Origin of the sequence: Blastococcus saxobsidens, from assembly GCF_010682065.1 — a bacterium.
Taxonomy (GTDB): Bacteria; Actinomycetota; Actinomycetes; order Mycobacteriales; family Geodermatophilaceae; genus Blastococcus; species Blastococcus saxobsidens_B.
This window is the reverse complement of sequence record NZ_JAAGWG010000027.1, coordinates 1-17777: the sequence shown is the minus strand read 5'-3', so window position 1 is coordinate 17777 and position 17777 is coordinate 1. Positions and strand designations below refer to the sequence as shown.

Here is a 17777-nt window from a genome sequence, read left to right as displayed (position 1 = left end):
ATGTCCCGGAGGGCTCGCCGGCCGGCCCGGGTGGGCCCCGACGGAGGCTCGCCTTGTCCCACTACGAGAGGTCGCACGACGTGCTCGACGTGTCTGCCGCAGAGCGGGACGATGTCCCGGTGGCTTCCCGGGCTGCAGCAGTCCCGCCCGTTCCCCGGCGCCCGGACGCGCGGGGCGTGCTGGTCGCGGTCGGCGCCTACCTGGCGCTCCAGGCGCTCGTGCTCCTGGAGCTGGCCCGCAGCGCGCCGCGCTTCTTCTACCTCGATGACTCCCTGGCGCAGTTCCTGCCCATGATGTGGTGGCTGGGGCGCAACGCCGAGGGCGGTCGCCCGCCGATCCTCGACCCCGAGCAGGGCATGGGCGGCAACTTCCTCGGCGACATCCAGTACGGCGCTCTGGATCCGCTGCACTGGGTCATGCAGGCCCTCGCCGCGACCTCCGGGGACTTCCTCCTCATCTCCTTCCTGTTCGGCGCGGTTTCGGTCACGTGGCTGGGACTCGGGTCGCTGGCGATCCTGCTCACCCACCGGGTGCCCGTGGTGCTGGCCGTCGCCGGCGCCGTCGGCATGGCGTCCAGCGGGTTCTTCCTCTGGTACGGCAGCTCGTGGTGGCCGCTGCTGTGGAGCGTTGCCTGGCTGCCGTGGTTCTGGTTCGGGCTGGTGGGCCGTGGCGCACCTGCGGTGCTCGCGATCGGGGTGTCCAGCTGGGCGCTGCTGACCTCGGGGAACCCCTACGTCCTCTTCTTCGTCGTCGTGCTGGTCGCCGGCCACCTCGTGGAACGCCGCCGGTCGGCCGGCGGCTGGCGCGGCGTGGTGGACCGGGTCCTGGTCATCCGCACCGTCTCCGCGGTCGGGGGCTGCATCGTCGCGCTCCCCACCCTGCTGACGGCCCTGCAGCTCTCGAGCGTCATGGGCCGGCCCGAGGGCGACCCGTTGATCGGCAACATCGGCTTCGCCGTGACGAACTTCGCCGATGTGCTGCTCGGCGGGGCGACGCTGATGGGCCAGACCAACGCCTGGAGCGGGAACATCGGGCTGGTCCCGGCCATGGCCACCATGCTCGTGGCGCTGCCGGCGCTCGCCCTCGTCGACTGGCGGCGCGCCCTGGCCGCCCCGGGCGTCGTGACGGCCGGCCTGGTGTACCTCGCCGCCGTGGTGGCCACCCAGCTGCCGACCACCGTGGCGGTGTTCCGGTACCCGGTGCGCTACCTCGTCGTGGCCGAGGTGTTCCTGCCGGCGCTGGCGCTCATCGCCCTCGTCGCCGCGCGGAGGATCACGCGCACACGGGTCCGCGTGGCCGCGGGCATCGTGCTCGCCCAGTTCCTCCTGGCCTGCTTCCGCGCGCCGGTGTTCTACAAGTGGCACGTGGTCGCCGGCGTGGTGGCCGCGGCAGGCCTGGCGGCTCTCGTCGTCCACCTCGCCGGTCCCCGGTTCCGGCGCGAGGCCGGGGTGCTGGTCGCCCTGCTGGTCACCATCGCGCCGCTGGTGAGCGTGCACATGATGGTCGCCGTGCAGGAGCGGGTGGACGCCATCGAGGGGACCGACAGCGACGGTCAGCCCTTCCGGGCCCTGGCCAACGGCTACTGGGTGGGCACCCGGACCGACGACTACCGGGAGCGGTCGGTCCGGACCGACACGGCGGCGACGGTGGTCACCTTCGGCATCGATCCGGACTGGGGCTGGGACTCCGGTGTCCTCGTGGGCAACGCGAACCTGCCGGCCGGTCTGCGTCCGGGTTTCGGCTCCCTCGCCGTCTGGCACGACGGGATCAACGAGAAGTGGTGCCGCAACTACCAGGGCGCCACCTGCTCCACGCCGGCCCAGCTGCTCGCTCCGGCCGGGGACACCGGTGTGTCATGGCTGGAGCTCCTGGCCTCGGACACGGTGCTGCTCGACGACGATGCGCCGCCGGAGATCCGCGAGCACTTCGACTCCGGCTGGCGGACTGCCGGGACCGACGGCGCCTGGACGGAGTACCAGCGGGACGACGTGCTGCCTGGTCGCATCACCGCCGCCGCCGGCGTCACGGTCTCCATGGAGGGCTGGCGCTCTGACCTGGCCCGGATGGACGAGCCGATGGACAGCTACGCGGTCTCCACCGGCAGCGAGCCGGGCCGGCTCGCCTTCCGCACCCCGTACTACCCCGGCATCGAGGCCACCCTCGACGGCCGGCCGGTCGAGGTCACCAGCATCGAGGGCGCGGCCCTGGCGATCGAGGTGCCGGCGCAGGTGACGGACGGCCGTCTGGAGGTCTCGTTCCGCCCGATCGGCGTCGCGCTGATGACGCCGGCAGTGGTCCTCGGCCTGCTCGTCATCGTGCTCGCGAGCTGCGCCGTGGCCATCGTGGAGCGCGGGACCGGGCGCCGGCGCGCCGTGCTGTTGGCGGGTGGGGGGCGGTGAACGGGCGACAGCGGTTGGGCTCCCTCGCGCTCGAGGTCCTCCGCTTCCTGGTCGGTACCTGCATCGGCCTCACGGTCGACCTGGCGGTGTTCGAGGCCGGCGTGCGGCTGGGCGCTCCGCCGGGCGTCGCCAACGTGGTGAGCTCCGGCTGCGCCGTCGTGGTGATGTATGCCGTGGTGACGAGGTACGTCTTCCGGGCCGAACGGTCACGGACGTCGTTCGCGGTGTTCGTCGCCTACTACGCCGTCTCGATCGCTGCCTTCTCCGTCGTCATCCAGATCCTGCACGACACCACGGGATGGCTGCCCTTCATCTGTAAGTTGGCCTCGTTGCCCCTGTCCTTCGCTGCCAACTTCGTGTTCAGCAGAGTGATCTTCCGGCGTTCCGGGCGCCCGGCGGAGTCCCCGACCGACGGTCCCCTCGCGGGCCGGGACGTGGTCGAGGTCAGGGAGGGGACTCGGTGACGAGCGCGATGGTGGGGGAGCGGGACATGAGCAGGTACGTGAGCACCGTCCGGGCACTGCTGTTCGACCTGGACGGCACGCTCGTGGACACACGGGAGGCCAACTACCAGGCCTACCGCGGCGCCTTCGCCGGCGCTGGGCACGAGCTGACCCCCGAGCAGTTCGAGACGACGTGGGGACGGGACTCGCGGGACTTCATCCCCGACCTGCTGCCCGGGATCGACGGCGCGGCCGTGGACTCCATCCGAGCCGCCAAGAGCGTGCTGTACGCCGATCTGCTCGACCGCACCACGGTGAACACCGCGCTCGTCGCGTTCCTGCGGCTGGTGGCTCCCAGCCACCGGACCGCCCTGGTCAGCACCGCGAAATCCGGCAACGGGGAGCAGATCCTGGCGGCGCACGGGCTCCGGGAGCTCTTCGACGTCGTCGTCTGGGGGGACGACGTCGCCCGTAGCAAGCCGGATCCGGAGGGTTACCGGAAGGCGCTGGCCGGGCTCGGCGTGGACGCTGCCGACGGCTTGGCCTTCGAGGACTCCGAGACCGGTCGCCAGGCAGCCCTGGCAGCCGGCCTGTCCGTCCTCGAGGTGCCGCACTTCTGATGTTCCCCCGCTACTCCCGCGGCCGGCTGGCCCTCATCGTCGTCGCGCTGCTGTCCCTCGCCGGCTTCGTGGCCTTCACCTGGCCATCTCTGAGCGACATGTGGCAGCGGCTGTCCTCCGGGCTCTCCGGGGCCGGCTGGGGCGTCCTGCTCGCGGCCTCCGCTGTGCAGCTGCTCGGGCACGTCCTGCGCGCCGCGCGCACGAAGGTGCCGATCGACAACGTCCGCCGGGGCAGCCTGGCCGGTCAGTTCCGGCACCTGGCGATCGGATATCTCTTCAACGTCGTCTGGCCGCTCCGGATCGGCGAGGTCGTCCGGTCCTACCTGGTGGCCAAGACGCTGCGGATCAGCTTTCTGTACACCTTGCTGGCGGTCGTGCTCGAGCGACTGATCGACGTCGTGCTCGTCTCGGTGGCGTTCCTCGTGCTGCTTGCGGTCGTCGGCACCTCCGACTTCGGTGTCGTCCCGGTCGCCGCGATGGTGGCGCTGGCGGTGTCGGTGCTGCTCATCGCCTCCTTCGCCGCGCTGGTACGGGAGAACACCCTGCTCATGCGGGTGGCCTGGCAGGCGACCAGCTGGCTGAACCACGACCTCGAGAACCGGGCCAGGTTCAAGCTGTGGTCGGTGATCTTCGGCTTCCAGCGGTTCTTCCGCCAGCGGCGCCAGCTCGCCCGCTACGCCGTCCTCACCCTGACCTCCTGGGCCTGTTACGGGGCGGCCGCGGCGATGGCGGCGTTCACGGTCTTCCCGGTGCTCGGTGGCCAGGCGGCGCTCGTCGCCGCCGCCGCACCGGCCGGGGTGGTCAGCCCCAGCATCGGCAACGGCGCGCCGGGGACCTATGCCGAGAACGTGCAGAGCTTCTTCGCCGGCAGCACGTCGCTCGACGTCGGCACGGTGGCGCTGTTCGCCGCGGCGTCGTGGGCAGTGGTCACCATCCCGGTGCTGGTGGTGGCGGTGATCGCCCTGTTCGTCAACTGGGCCCGGCGCACCAGCGCCCCGATCGCTGGTGCCGAGCTCGCGCCGTCCGACGGCTACGCCAACAAGCTGGGCCGCGAGCAGGACATCTCCGGTTCGATGACCCATTTCCTCGACGCCTACTTCCAGCGTCAGCGCCTCAGTCAGGTGATGCACCGGCTCGAGGTCGACGGCAACGTCAGCCTGGTCCGGTTCTTCAAGGGCGGCTCCAACGCCGTCACCCTGCTGGCCACCAGCAGCGACGGCGAGCTGTTCGTCAAGAAGATGGTCCCCCCGGAGTACGCGCACCGGCTGAAGAACCAGTACGACTGGCTGGCCGAGCGGGCCGACCACGGCGAGCTGGTCACGGTGCTCCGCGAGCAGCACGCACCCGACCACTACGCGATCGACCTCGAGTACCGGCCCAGCAGCGTGCCGCTGTTCGAGTACGTGCACGAGAACTCGTTCGCCGAGAGCGCGGCCAAGCTCAGCGAGGTCTGGGCGTACATGTACGGCCGGGTCTACGACCTGGGGCAGCTCGAGAACCGGCCCGACGTCCGCGACGACTACGTGACCGAGCGCTTCGTGCTGCGCGTGCGCGCGGCCGCCGAGTCGCACCCCGCGCTGGCCGAGGCGCTCAAGGCCGACCGGATCGTGGTCAACGGCCAGGAGCTGGACAACTTCGACCGGGTGCTCGCCCGCATCCAGAGCCACGAGATCGCCTGGAACGACCTGGCCACGTTCCGCTCGTCGGCCCAGATCCACGGCGACCTCACCGTCGACAACATCCTCGTGGACCTGCCCGCCCGGGACGTGCTGATCATCGACCCGTCCGACGACAACCAGCTGCGCGGGCCGGTCATCGACTTCGCGCGGCACATGCAGTCGCTCCTGTACGGCTACGAGTTCCTCAACGACGACGACGACCCCGTCGTGCTCGGCGAGCAGGACGGCCTGCCCGAGATCACCTACCGGGACGCCCGTTCGGCCCGCTACGCGGAGCTGGCCGATCACGTGGAGACCGAGATCATGCCGCGGCACCTCACCGTCGCCGAGCAGCGCGCGGTGCTCTTCCACGTCGGCCTGTTCTACGGCCGCATGCTCACCCACCGCGTGGCGATCAATGCGGGCACGGTGCTGAAGTACTACGGCGTCTGCATCCAGGCGCTCAACGGCTTCCTCGACCAGTACGACCCGACCGCCCAGGACGAGGACCGCGCGGCCGTCGGTGGGCCGCCGAGGCGCCAGGAGATACTGAGCCGGTGAACACCGTGATCGCCATCCCGGCCTACAACTGCGCGCCGCAGATAGGCCGGGTGCTCGACGAGATCACCCCCGAGCTTGCCGCCCGCGTCGCCGAGATCTGGGTCATCGACAACCGCAGCACCGACGACACGCTCGAGCGGGCGCTCGAGTACCGCCGCACCGGCCGGTTGCCGAACCTGCGGGTGTTCCGCAACCGGCAGAACAACAGCCTCGGCGGCACGCACAAGGTCGCCTTCGAGCACGCCCGCGCCGCGGGCCACACCCACGTGGTGATCCTGCACGGCGACAACCAGGCCGCGAGCGACGAGGTGGCCCTGCTCCTGGACCACGCAGCGGCGCACCCGGACACGCAGACGGTCCTCGGCTCGCGGTTCAGCCGCAGGTCGAACCTGCACGGCTACGACGCCAAGCGGGTCTGGGGCAACCGGGTGCTCAACACCGTCTACAGCGCGGTGGCCCTCCGCCCCCTGCAGGACCTCGGCTCGGGGCTCAACCTCTTCGCCCTGCGCGACCTCGACCCGACCACCTACCTGCGCTTCGCCGACAAGCTGACGTTCAACTACGAGCTCATCCTCGATCTCGTGGCGCGCAAGGTCCGGTTCGCCTTCGTGCCGATCACCTGGCGCGAGGAGGACCAGGTGTCCAACGCGCGCAACTGGAACATCTTCCGGACGGCGCTGGTGAACCTGGCCCAGTGGCGGGTGGGCCGGCGCACGTCGGAGCCGCCGGCCGAGCCGCGCGACTACGAGTGGGACGAGGTGCAGTGATGGCGACCCTGCAGGTGCTCATGCCGATGGGCGGGCTCGGCACCCGGTTCCGCAAGGTCGGCATCACCACGCCCAAGCCGCTCATCGAGGTCGACGGGGGCCCGATGTTCCAGCGCGCGCTCCGCTCGTTCGCCCCCTGGGCCGGCGACAAGACGGTGACGGTCGTCGTCCGCGCGGACGACGACGCCGAGCACGGCCTCACGCCGCAGGTGCTCGCCGCCGAGCCCGGGGCGCGGATCGTGCAGCTCCAGCAGAACACCCGCGGCGCCGTCGAGACCTGCCTGGAGGCCCGGGACCGGCTCGACCCGGACCAGCCGCTGGTGATCATGGACTGCGACATCGCGTTCGACAGCCCCGGCTACTTCGCGGCGCTGGACAAGGCGGTCGAGCAGGGCGACCTGGACGGTCTCCTGCTGTCCTTCCGCTCCACCGAGCCCCGGTACAGCTTCGCCGAGGTGGGTCAGGACGGTCTCGTGGTCCGTACCGCCGAGAAGCAGGCCATCTCCTCGGACGCGCTCATGGGCGTCTACTCGTTCACCTCCGCCCGGGTGTTCCTGGAGGCGGCGGACCGGCTGATGGCCAAGCAGATCGACGCCGCCATGCCCGAGTACTACGTGTCGCTGATCTTCAACGAGCTCATCGCCTCCGGCCGCCGGGTCGGCCTGGTCCGCGGTGACTTCTACTGCTTCGGGACGCCGGAGGAGCTGGCCGCCTACCAGGCCACGGGCCGCCCCGTCTGAACGCGTACGGCCGGCTCCCGCATCGGGAGCCGGCCTTCCCGGTGGGGCCTCAGCGCTGGAGCTGCCGGTCCAGGAACTGACCCAGGGTCCGCGAGAACGTGCTCGTGACGTGGCTGCCGTCGGAGTAGACGGTCACGCCGCCGATGAGCGTGTGGCAGGTCTGCGCGTCGCAGAAGGCGTCGGTCAGGTCGAGGACCGAGACCCGGTCGTCGTTCATGGCGAGGGCGGCGTCGGCGAGGTGGTCGGGAGCGACGCGCACCGCACGAGGACCGGCGCAGGGGTCATCGGCTCCGACGGCGGTCGCGATGCAGTCGGGGACGTTGAACTCGAGGGTCTTCAGCTCGCCCAGGTGCACACCGCCGGTCGTGGGCACGGCGCGGACGACGTGCACCTGCTTGCCGGCCTCGGCCAGCATCCGCAGCGGCGCCTGGGCTGCCTCGACGGGGATGCCGTCGAGCAGCGTTCCGTCGTCCTCCGCCCACTTGTAGATGTCGTTGCGGTAGCTGGTGAACACGCGGGTGATCGACTCGTCCTGGGCGATCTGCTCGAGTGCGTTCTGCGACCAGCCGCCGCACGCGGTTGCCTCGTCCAGCGGCATGCCGGGCCCGAGCATGCGATCGGTGCCGAGCGCCGGGCAGCCGAACTTGAAGTAGGTGACCACCGCCCAGTCGCGGTCCTCGGCCACCTGCTGGAGAGCCTCGTAGAGGCTCGCGGTGTGCGAGTCGCCGATGAGCGCGACCGTCTCCGTGGGGGTCGAACTGCCGAAGCGACACGTCCTGGGAGTCGTATCGGTGCCGCCCTGCGCGCACTGCAGGCCATCCGAGGCGTCGGACTTGGCGAAGATCGGGTTGGCCGCGTCGCCCTGGTTGGCGAAGGGATCGGCGCAGTCCCGCCCCGGGAGCATCGCGCCGGCCCCGAAGCAGGGGTCCGAGCTGCTGGCGGCCGCCTGCGCAGCCACCTCGGCCTGCGCGACGGAGTTACTCACGTGCAGCCAGCCGGCCGCGGCGACGGCGACGACGGCAGCCGTGGCGACCGCCGTGGCCAGGAAGGTGGTGCCCGTTCCGCGCCGGGACAGGAAGGTTCCGGTGCGCACCGGGTCCTCGACCCAGATCTTCGTGACGTACGCGGCGACCAGCGTCGCCACGATGATCCCCGCCTTCGACGTCGTCCCGAGCGGGTGGCCCAGCGCGAACGGCAGGATCACGACCAGCGGCCAGTGCCACAGGTAGGCCGAGTAGGAGATGTCGCCGAGGAAGCGGACCGGGCCGAAGTCGGCGAGCTTGGTCGGGCTCCAGTCGCCCTGCGGCGCGCCGGCCCAGATGACCGCCACGGTGCCGAGCACGGGGAGCAGGGCCGCCGTCCCCGGGAAAGGCGTCTCGGCGGTGTACTCGAACGCGGCGTAGGCGATCGCGCCGAAACCGGCCCACGAGACGACCGAGCGGAGCCGGTGCCGGCCCGCCGGGGGAGTGGCCGCCCACACCGCGAGGAGACCGCCGAGGCCGAACTCCCAGGCGCGTGCGGGAGTGGTGAAGTAGGCGTCCGGCGGGGAGGTCTGGGTGGTCCAGAGGGAGTAGGCGAACGAGCCGACGGTCAGCACGCCGAAGACCGCCGCGATCGCCGCGCGCCGGTGGATCCGCAGCCGGCTCGCGAGCCAGACCGAGCCGACGACCAGCAGCGGCCAGAGCAGGTAGAACTGCTCCTCCGTGGCCAGCGACCAGTAGTGCTGCGCGGGCGAGGCGACGTTGTGCGCGGCCAGGTAGTCGACCGCGTCCCAGGCCAGCACCCAGTTCTCCAGGTAGATCGCCGAGGCGCCGATCTCGCGCAGCCAGCCCTGCCAGTAGGTCTGCGGGACCCAGAGCACCGTGGCGGCGGCCGAGGCGAGCAGGACGAACAGCGATGCGGGGAGGAGCCGCCGGGCCCGGCGGGCCCAGAACCTCGCCAGCTGGATGCGCTGCGTCCGCTCCACCTCCCGCAGGAGGTGAGCGGAGATGAGGAAGCCCGAGACGACGAAGAAGACGTCGACGCCGACGTAGCCGCCGGGCATCCGCAGCGGCACCACGTGGTAGATGACGACCAGCGAGACGGCCAGGGCGCGCAGCGCCTGGATCTCGACGCGCACAGCCGACGTCGCCTCGGCGCGCGGCGCGGGGCGGGCGGCCCGGGCGGGGGCCCGGCCGGCACCGACAGGGGCGATCCGGGCCGTCACGTCGTCCGCCGGCGGCATCTGTTCGCCGGTGCCTCGCTCGATGGTCGTCTCCCGGTGAACCGGCACGCTGCCCTCATCTCACGTCCGTGGGGGCCCCACGGCCCAAGTGCTCGTCGATCGGTTCGCGGCGCTCGCCGGCGCCGACGCTCCCGTGCCGGGAGCCCTCCGGATCGCCCGCTCGTCGCGGCGCCACAGGAGGCGCTCGGCCGCCCGGACGGCGTCCACCCGACCTGCTGTTCACCCGAAGTGTAACGAAACGGAGACGGATAAGGACCCATCGTGACGAGAGGCGAGACACTCGGAGAAGGTCCTGCACCGTCCGTCCCATGCGACACGGTGCGGGGCGCCTCCTCGCGACGCCTGGCTATCGTCGTCGGCAAGCAGCCGCGTCGCCCGGGCCCGCCCGGGGACAGCGTCCACGCCCCGCGCCGTCGTCCGGCTCCCTTGCGCGTGCGCCCCGAACGGAGTCCTCATGAGCCTGTCCCGGCCGATCGCCGAGCCGCCGACCGACGACGCGCCCGGCGTCGGGGCGGCGGGCCCGGTGCCGACGGTCCGGGACCCGGACGGGAGGAGGACGTGGACCGGTCGGCGACCGGGGCTGTGGGCGTTCCCGCTCTACCTGGTCGTGCAGCTGTGCCTGCTGGCCGTGCTGCGCGCCGTGGCTCCGCGCTTCTTCTGGTTCGACGACGCCCAGATCCAGTTCATGCCCATGTACTGGTGGCTCGGCCGGCAGCTGGGCGACGGCTCCCTGCCGCTGCTGGACCCGGACCAGGGCATGGCCGGGAACCTGACCGCGGACATGCAGAACGGGACGCTGGACGTCCTCCGCTGGCCATTCATGGTGTGGGCCGGGGATCAGCAGGACCTGGTCCTCGTGTCCACCGTGCACGGGTGGGTGTGCCTGCTCGTCCTGGGGGCGGCTGCCCTCGCGCTCCTGCTGAACCACCACGTACGGCCCGCGCTGGCCGTCGCCACGGCGCTCGGGGTGACGACCAGCGGGTTCCTCATCTGGTACGGACCGGCCTGGACGCCCTCGATGTGGAGCCTCGCCGCGCTCGTCTGGCTGTGGGCCTCGCTCAGCTCGCGGCGCTGGTACGGCGTCCTGGGGGTCGGGCTCGCGTTCGCCGCGGCAGTGGGTGCGGGGAATCCCTACATCTGGCCGCTGCTCCCGATCCTGGTCGCCTGCCAGGCCTACGAGCGCTGGCGCGTCGGCGGCCGTGCGGTCCTCCGGGAGCGGCGGACGTGGTCGACCGTCCTGGCGCTGCTGGCCGGGACGGTCCTCAGCGCACCCACGCTGGTGAACGCCCTCGACGTCGCGCCCTGGATGTGGCGCCTGCCGCCCGCGGCGACGATCGGGGCCGCCGGCACCGGCACCAACCTGCTGGACATCGTGGTCGGCGGCCCGACCCTGCTGAACGCCTCGAGCCTCCCCATCTTCAGCACCACGGTCATCGCCCTGCCCCTGGTGGCGCTGGTCGACTGGCGGCGGGCCGTGCGCGGGCCGGGTGTGGTCACGGCCGCCGCCCTGTGGATCGCCGCGGTGCTGTGGACGCAGCTCCCCGACTACTTCCTGGTCTTCCGCATCCCGTTCCGCCTGCTCTCGGTCGTGCAGGTCGCCTTCGGGCTGCTCGTGGTCCTCGCCCTCACCGCGGCGACGACGCTCACCCGGCGCCGGGTGGCCGTCGCCGCGGGGCTGATCGGTCTGCAGCTGGTCGTCGCCACGATGCGGTCGCCGGTCCTCTGGCGCTGGCACGTCATCGGCCTGCTGCTCGCGGTGGCGGGCCTCGCGGCCGTCGTACTCCTCCTGCGCCCCGGAGCTTCCCCTCTCCGGTTCGCCTCGCGGCGCTGGGTGCGGCCGGCAGCGGCCGCGACGGTGCTCGCGGTGTGCGCGTCGACGCTGCCCCTGCAGCTCGCGCTGCAGTCGACCGTCCAGGAGAGGTACGAGCTCATCGTCCTGGACGAGGACCAGGAGGGGGTGCCGATCTACCGGCCCCAGTCCGGCGGCTACGACGTCGGCACGACCGTGGAGGAGTTCCGGCGGAACTCCTTCGCGACCGACACCTCCCTCACCGTCTACCCCTTCCGGGCCTTCGACGACTTCGACGATCGTGGCTGGGAACAGGGGGTGCTGGGCGGGAACCTGAACCTGCTGGCCGGCCTCCGACCCGGGTACGGCTCGCTGGCGGTCTGGCCCGAGGGGGTCCAGCGATACGTCCGAGCCGACTTCCAGAGCTCGCTGGAGCCGAAGCAGCGGGCCTGGTTCCGCATCCCGGAGGGGGCGGACGTCCCCTGGGTGGACCTCCTGTCGTCGAACCGCGTCCTGCTCGGTGTCGAAGGTGCGGTGCCCCTGTCGATCGGCACCTACTTCGCGAAGAACTGGGACCAGGGGGAGACCCGCGACGGCTGGACGGAGTACGTGCGACGCGAGCCGCTGCCCGGCCGGGTCGGTCTGGCCCCGACCGGAGGCGTCTCCGTGGAGGACGCGGCACCGAACGACGGCGTGGCCACGCTCGGCAGGCCGCTGGAGAGCTACACCGTGTCGACCGGTGACGACGAGGGCCGCCTGGTCTTCCGGACGCCCTACTGGAACGGCTTCCGGGCGACCCTGGACGGCCGCCCCGTGGAGGTGTCGGCCTTCGCCGACGCGGTGCTGCAGGTGGAGCTCCCCGCCGGCGTGGACTCCGGCCGGCTCGAGATCTTCTTCGAGCCGATCGGTGCGCGCGTGCTCCCGTGGTGCACCGGGCTCGGCGCGCTCCTCCTCGTGGGAGCGCTGGTACCGGGCCTGCGTCGCGACCGCCGGGCCGAGACGGGCCGCTCCGCGGGCTGACGCCCTCCCTCGGGCGGGCCCGGGCGGTGTCCGACGCTCTGGGACACTGGAAGGGTGTTCCGCACCGCGTCCCGTCCTCTGACCATCGGCCGCGGTGCGGTCCTCGTCGCTGCCGTCGGCACGCTCCTCGCGGGGTGCGCCGGCGGCGATGGCCCCGGCCCGGGTCCCGCGGCACCGGCGGCCGGCGCGGGCGCCGACGTCCGGCTCGCGGTGATCGGCGACTCCATCACCCAGGCGGACGGCGACGTCCCCCGCGGGAGGATCGGGCCGACGTCCTGGCTGGACACCGCCACCGGTCAGGGGGCGCGCTTCGCCGGCGGTTGGGCCCGCGCCGGCGCGACGACCGAGGACATGCTGGCCGCCGCCACCCCGGTCGACGCGGACGTCCTGGTGATCCTCGCCGGCACCAACGACCCCCGCGCCGGGATCTCCGGCGAGGGGACCGCCGACAACATCCGGGCCGTCGTGGACCGCGTGGGTGTCGAGCAGGTGGTGATCTCGGCGGTACCCCCGCGGGATCCCGCACCGGAGATCGCGGTGGCGACCAACGAGGTGCTGGCCGAGCTGGCCGACGACGAGGGGTGGGACTTCGTCGACGCGATGGAGGACGTCCGCGAGGACGACCGCTACGCCCCGGGCATGACCGACGACGGCATCCACCCGACCGCCCGCGCCGCTGCGCTCATCGGCGAGGCGCTGGGCGAGGCGGTCGTGGCGGCAGCGGCGGACTGACCGGCCGCCCCGGTCGTCAGTTGATGCAGGTGGTGTCGGCCGCGGTGCGGGCGTCCGCGCCCTCGGTCTCCGCGACCGGTGCGGCCGGGGTGACGGCCTGGCCGACCCCGTTGAAGTCGCTGCCGAGGATCACCTGCACGGTGCCGCTCGAGGGGTCCTGGCTCTCCTTGAGCACGGCGCCGGGGATGGCGGCGGCCACGGTGTTGGCCAGGTCCTCGTCGCCGGCGACGTAGCGGATCTCGGTCTGCTCGAAGTCCATCGAGGCGGCGTTGCCCGTGGAGCCGACCGGGAAGCCCGCGGCGGAGAGCGCGCTGGACGCCTTGGCGGCGAGGCCCGAGGTGCCCGAGCCGTTGAAGATGTCGACCGGGACCTGCGCGGGGGCGACGGTCGCCGGGGCCTCGGTGGTCACCGGCGCCGCGGGCTCGGGCGTCGCGGAGAGGTCGGCGAAGAAGTCGTGCAGGGTGTCCTCGTCCTCGAGCCGGATGATCGACCGGTTCTGCGAGTCCCGGTCGGTGCCGACGTAGGGGATCGTCTGGAACTCGATGCTGCCCGCGGTCACCGACTGCATCTGCTCGGCGAGCTGGAGCAGGTCGAGGTTCTTGTCCACGGTGAGCGACTCGGCGGCGGCCTGCACCAGCTCGCGCTGCTTGCCCAGGTCGAGCAGCACCTCGTCGGAGAGCATCTTGCGGAGCACGCCGGCGATGAACACCTGCTGGCGGATGATCCGGTCGAAGTCGCCGCGGGGGAGCTCGTGGCGCTGGCGGACGAACTTCAGCGCCTCGGCGCCGCTGATCGTCTGCGGCCCGGCGGCGAACACCGCGCCGGAGTAGAAGGAGTCGTCGACGGCCTGGCAGAGGTTGACCTCGACCCCGCCCACGACAGAGCTCAGGTTGAAGAAGCCGAGCAGGTCGACCTCGGCGTAGTGGTCGATCTTCAGCCCGGTGAGCTGGCTGATCGTGCGGACCAGCAGCTGGGCGCCGGAGGCCTGCTTGGCGTTCTCCGCGGCCTCGTCGTCGGCCTCGGCGTAGCCGTAGGCGTAGGCGGCGTTGAGCTTGTCCTTGCCGTAGCCGGGGATGTCGACGTAGGAGTCGCGCGGGAAGGAGACGAACGATGCCCGGGACCCGTCCGCGGGCACGTGCACCAGGATCATCGTGTCGGTGTTGACGCCCGAGTCGGTTCCGGCGTTGAGCTGCGCCAGCTGCTCCTCGGACAGCGAGCTGCGGCTGTCGTTGCCGACCAGCAGCAGGTTCATCGCCGCGCCGGCGTTCCCGGTGCCGTCGTTGCCGTCGGTCGGGATCGCATCGGTGCGGTTGACGGTCGCCGAGGCGACCTGCCCGAGGTACCAGCCCCACCCGGAACCTGCGAGCAGGGCCGCCGACAGGAGACCGGCCACCACCCGGACGGTGACCGCGGCGCGACCGCCACGACGGCCGGGGCTGCGCGGCTCGCCGGCGTCGCTGTCGGTGCGCGAGCGCGGCGGCAGGCCGGCTCGCGGGTCGAGGCGCGCGGGCAGCGAGCGGCCGGCGGGGCCGTCCTGCTGGTGGCGGTCTCGGCTCACGGGGGTTCCTCACTCACGGGATCGGCCCCGCGACGGGGGCGTCGGCGCGGCCTCGGTGGCCGATCGGCGCTGACCGGTTCGGCGCCGTCGATCGGCGCCCGGAACGGGCGGACGACGGGCTTCAGACGGGTTCGATCGTGTCAGGCCGGGCCGGGACGGACCGGTTCCGACACCCACCCCGGGAACCCGGCAGACCGTCTGGCCCCCGCGTCCGCACGCGCCTCACCCGTCACACCGGTCACTGTCCGGGGTGCGACCGTGGACCGAGAGAGCCTGCCCGGGACCGCATCGACTTCTCGGGGTGTCGACTCAAGTCGCCCCCGCGCCTGACGATGTTCCCAGGTGGACGACTGCGCCCCGATCGGGCGCGGACCACCGCACCACCGGAGGACAATTTTCGTGCGCCGACTGACCGCCGGACTCATCGCCTTCGTCGCCATAGCCGGCCTCCTGCTGGTCCTGCCCGTGTACTCGGCGCCGGCACCCGAGCCGGTGCCCGTGACCGTGGCCAGCTCCGAGATCGAGCTGGGGTCCCTGGAGGCGCCGGTCGGTTCCGCCGAGGTGCAGCGAGGGACGACCGCCCCGGTCGACGGCGTGAGCGACACCGCGCCGGTGCTCACCGTGGCCCGCACGGACGTGGAGGAGTTCTCCATGGTCGGCGTGACGTGGGCCTACGACCCGGCCGTCACCGACGTCCGCGCGCAGCTCCGGACGCAGGACGCCGCCGGCGCGTGGGGCGAGTGGACCGAGGTGGGCACGGACGACGCGGGCCCCGATCCGGAGCAGCGCCCCGGGGGCGAGGAGATCCGCGGTGGCACGGCGCCGTTGTGGACGGGGTCGAGCACGGGCGTCGAGGTGGAGCTGGTGACGCGGTCGGGAGCGGCGCCCACCGACGTGCAGCTCGACCTGATCGGCTCCCCGGTGAGCCCGGCGGACACCGCCCTGGGGTCCCCGGACATCCAGGACACCGCGGACGCCTCGATGGCGATGCCGAACGTGTACTCCCGCGCGCAGTGGGGCGCCGACGAGCGGATCCGCACCTGGGCCCCGGCCTACGCGCCCACGATCAAGGCCGCGACGCTGCACCACACCGCGGACTCGAACAACTACACGGCCGACCAGGTGCCGCAGATCATGCGCAACATCTACACGTACCACTCGCAGAAGCTGGGCTGGGGCGACATCGGCTACAACGTCATCGTCGACAAGTTCGGCCGGCTCTGGGAGGGGCGCGCCGGCGGCCTGGCGAGCACCGTCATCGGTGCGCACGCCGGCGGCTTCAACACCGGGACGTTCGGCGTCTCGATGCTGGGCAACTACGACGTCGTCGACACCACGCAGTCGATGATCGACTCGGTCGCGGCGATCATCGCCTGGAAGTTCTCGCTGTACGGGGTGGACCCGCGCGGCAGCACGACGCTGGTGTCCGGCGGCGGCGGCACCTCGAGGTACGCGAGCGGCGTCGCCGTCACCGTGCCCACGATCTTCGGGCACCGCGACGTCGGGAGCACCGCCTGCCCGGGCCGGTACGGCTACCCACGCCTCGACGAGATCCGGGGCAAGGCCAGCGGCATCCTCGGAGCGGTGGTCCCGCTGGTGCACCAGCGCTACGCCTCCGATGCCGAGGCCCGGCGGCTGCTCGGCACGGTGACCTCGACGCCCGCGCGCACGCCGGACGGCGGCGGTGCCTACGCGCACTACGCCAACGGCTCCATCTACGCCTCGTACGAGACCGCGGCGCACGTGATCCGCGGTCCGGTGCGCGACCGGTGGGCGGCGCAGGGCTGGGAGACCGGCGCCCTCGGTTATCCGGTGTCGGACACGGTGTGCGGTCTTCGCGACGGTGGGTGTTTCCAGCGTTTCCAGGGTGGCTCGGTGTACTGGTCGCAGGCGACCGGTGCGCGGGTGGTCTCCGGTGCGGTGCTGGACCGGTGGGCGGCGCAGCGCTGGGAGACCGGCTCGCTCGGCTATCCCACGACCGATGTGACGGCCATCCCCGGTGGGCAGTTCGCGCACTTCCAGGGCGGGTCGATCTACTCGTCGCAGGCCACGGGGGCGCGGGTGCTGTCCGGAGTGGTGCGGGACCGATGGGCGGCGCAGGGCTGGGAGACGGGGTCGTTGGGTTATCCGACGACCGACGTGACGGCGATCTCCGGTGGGGCGTTCGCCCATTTCCAGGGTGGGTCGGTGTATTGGTCGCAGGCCACGGGTGCGCGGATGCTGCCGGTTGCGGTGCGTGATCGGTGGGCGGCGTGGGGCTGGGAGGGTGGTCCGCTGGGCTATCCGGTGGCGGAGCTGGTGGCCACGCCGGGCGGCAAGGGGCAGATGGCGCAGTTCGAGCGGGGTTGGATCTACTGGTCGCAGGCGACCGGGGCGCGGCGGGTCGATGGGCCGGTGCGGGACGCGTGGCTGGCCGCCGGTGGTGACGGTGGTGCACTGGGCATGCCGGTGGCCGATGCCGGGACCACCGCCGACGGTGAGGCGCGGTTCGGGGACTTCCAGGGCGGCTCGGTCTACGGGCATCCGGAGTCGGGCACGCATGTGCTGCCCACCGCGGTGGTGGCGGCGTGGCGGGCGGCCGGCGGCGAGCGCGGGACGCTGGGGTACCCGACCAGTGGCGCGGTGCCCACGGCTGATGGCCGGTCGATGGTGACGACGTTCGAGGGTGGAGAGGTCCACGCCACTGCCGCGGCGGGTCAGGTGCTGTCCGGTGCGGTGCTGGACCGGTACCGGGCGGCCGGCGGGCTGGGCGGGGAGCTGGGCCGGCCGATGACGGGTGTGACGACCCTGCCCGGGGGTGGGCAGTTCGCCCACTTCCAGGGTGGGTCGATCTACTGGACGCAGGCCACCGGGGCGCGGGTGCTCTCCGGAGCGGTGCGTGACCGGTGGGCGGCGCAGGGCTGGGAGAACGGGCCGCTGGGCTATCCGACCTCGGATGTGACCGTGCTGGCCGACGGTGTGCAGTTCGCCCGCTTCCAGGGTGGGTCGGTCTACTGGACCCAGGCTGCCGGGGCGCGGATGCTCACCGGCGCGGTGCGTGACCGGTACGAGGCGGCCGGCGGGCCGGGCGGGAGCCTGGGGCTGCCGGTCACCGACGTGCAGGCCCTGGCCGCCGGTGGGCGGTACGCGCACTTCCAGGGCGGGTCGATCTACTGGACGCAGGCGACCGGGGCGCGGGTGCTGACCGGGGCGGTGCGTGACCGGTGGGCGGCGCAGGGCTGGGAGAACGGGCCGCTGGGCTATCCGACCTCGGATGTGAACACGCT

11 protein-coding genes are annotated in these 17777 nt (G+C 72.3%); 9 read left to right on the top strand and 2 right to left on the bottom strand.

Annotated features, from left to right (window positions below; all coding sequences use genetic code 11):
• Positions 1-119 precede the first annotated feature (119 nt).
• From GCU60_RS16085 to GCU60_RS16060, 6 genes are read left to right on the top strand one after another with little or no spacing between them, the layout of a single operon-like run.
• Positions 120-2399, top strand: a complete 2280-nt coding sequence (locus tag GCU60_RS16085; RefSeq protein WP_163207066.1) for a hypothetical protein — start codon at positions 120-122, stop codon at positions 2397-2399.
• A complete protein-coding gene (locus GCU60_RS16080; RefSeq protein ID WP_163207064.1) occupies positions 2396-2863 on the top strand; it encodes a GtrA family protein in 468 nt (155 codons plus the stop codon). The genes GCU60_RS16085 and GCU60_RS16080 overlap by 4 nt, the downstream gene beginning before the upstream one ends.
• Positions 2860-3462, top strand: coding sequence for an HAD-IA family hydrolase (locus GCU60_RS16075; protein ID WP_163207062.1), 603 nt, complete (start codon positions 2860-2862; stop codon positions 3460-3462). The genes GCU60_RS16080 and GCU60_RS16075 overlap by 4 nt, the downstream gene beginning before the upstream one ends.
• The gene (locus GCU60_RS16070) at positions 3462-5681 is read left to right on the top strand and encodes a lysylphosphatidylglycerol synthase domain-containing protein (protein WP_163207059.1); all 2220 of its coding nucleotides are present in this window, start codon (positions 3462-3464) and stop codon (positions 5679-5681) included. The genes GCU60_RS16075 and GCU60_RS16070 overlap by 1 nt, the downstream gene beginning before the upstream one ends.
• Positions 5678-6448 carry a glycosyltransferase gene (locus tag GCU60_RS16065; protein ID WP_163207057.1) on the top strand — a complete coding sequence of 257 codons (771 nt, stop codon included), beginning with the start codon at positions 5678-5680 and terminating at the stop codon, positions 6446-6448. The genes GCU60_RS16070 and GCU60_RS16065 overlap by 4 nt, the downstream gene beginning before the upstream one ends.
• Positions 6448-7188, top strand: a complete 741-nt coding sequence (locus GCU60_RS16060) for a glycosyltransferase family 2 protein (protein ID WP_163207055.1) — start codon at positions 6448-6450, stop codon at positions 7186-7188. Before GCU60_RS16065 ends, GCU60_RS16060 begins: the two co-directional genes overlap by 1 nt.
• 49 nt (positions 7189-7237) lie before the next feature.
• Here the strand turns inward: GCU60_RS16060 and GCU60_RS16055 are convergent, their stop codons facing one another.
• Positions 7238-9460: an SGNH hydrolase domain-containing protein gene (locus tag GCU60_RS16055; RefSeq protein ID WP_163207053.1), complete on the bottom strand. Its 2223-nt coding sequence runs from the start codon at positions 9458-9460 to the stop codon at positions 7238-7240.
• Between the two features lie 406 nt (positions 9461-9866).
• Between GCU60_RS16055 and GCU60_RS16050 the strand changes: the two genes are divergently transcribed.
• Positions 9867-12221 carry a hypothetical protein gene (locus GCU60_RS16050; protein ID WP_163207051.1) on the top strand — a complete coding sequence of 785 codons (2355 nt, stop codon included), beginning with the start codon at positions 9867-9869 and terminating at the stop codon, positions 12219-12221.
• A gap of 54 nt (positions 12222-12275) precedes the next feature.
• A complete protein-coding gene (locus tag GCU60_RS16045; RefSeq protein WP_163207049.1) occupies positions 12276-12953 on the top strand; it encodes a GDSL-type esterase/lipase family protein in 678 nt (225 codons plus the stop codon).
• Between the two features lie 16 nt (positions 12954-12969).
• On the opposite strand, the gene GCU60_RS16040 is transcribed toward GCU60_RS16045, so the two are convergent.
• Entirely contained in the window at positions 12970-14511 is a 1542-nt protein-coding gene (locus GCU60_RS16040; RefSeq protein ID WP_163207047.1) for an LCP family protein, read from the bottom strand.
• Between the two features lie 399 nt (positions 14512-14910).
• Between GCU60_RS16040 and GCU60_RS16035 the strand changes: the two genes are divergently transcribed.
• On the top strand, positions 14911-17777 hold a 2867-nt coding region (locus GCU60_RS16035; RefSeq protein WP_163207045.1), incomplete at its 3' end, for an N-acetylmuramoyl-L-alanine amidase.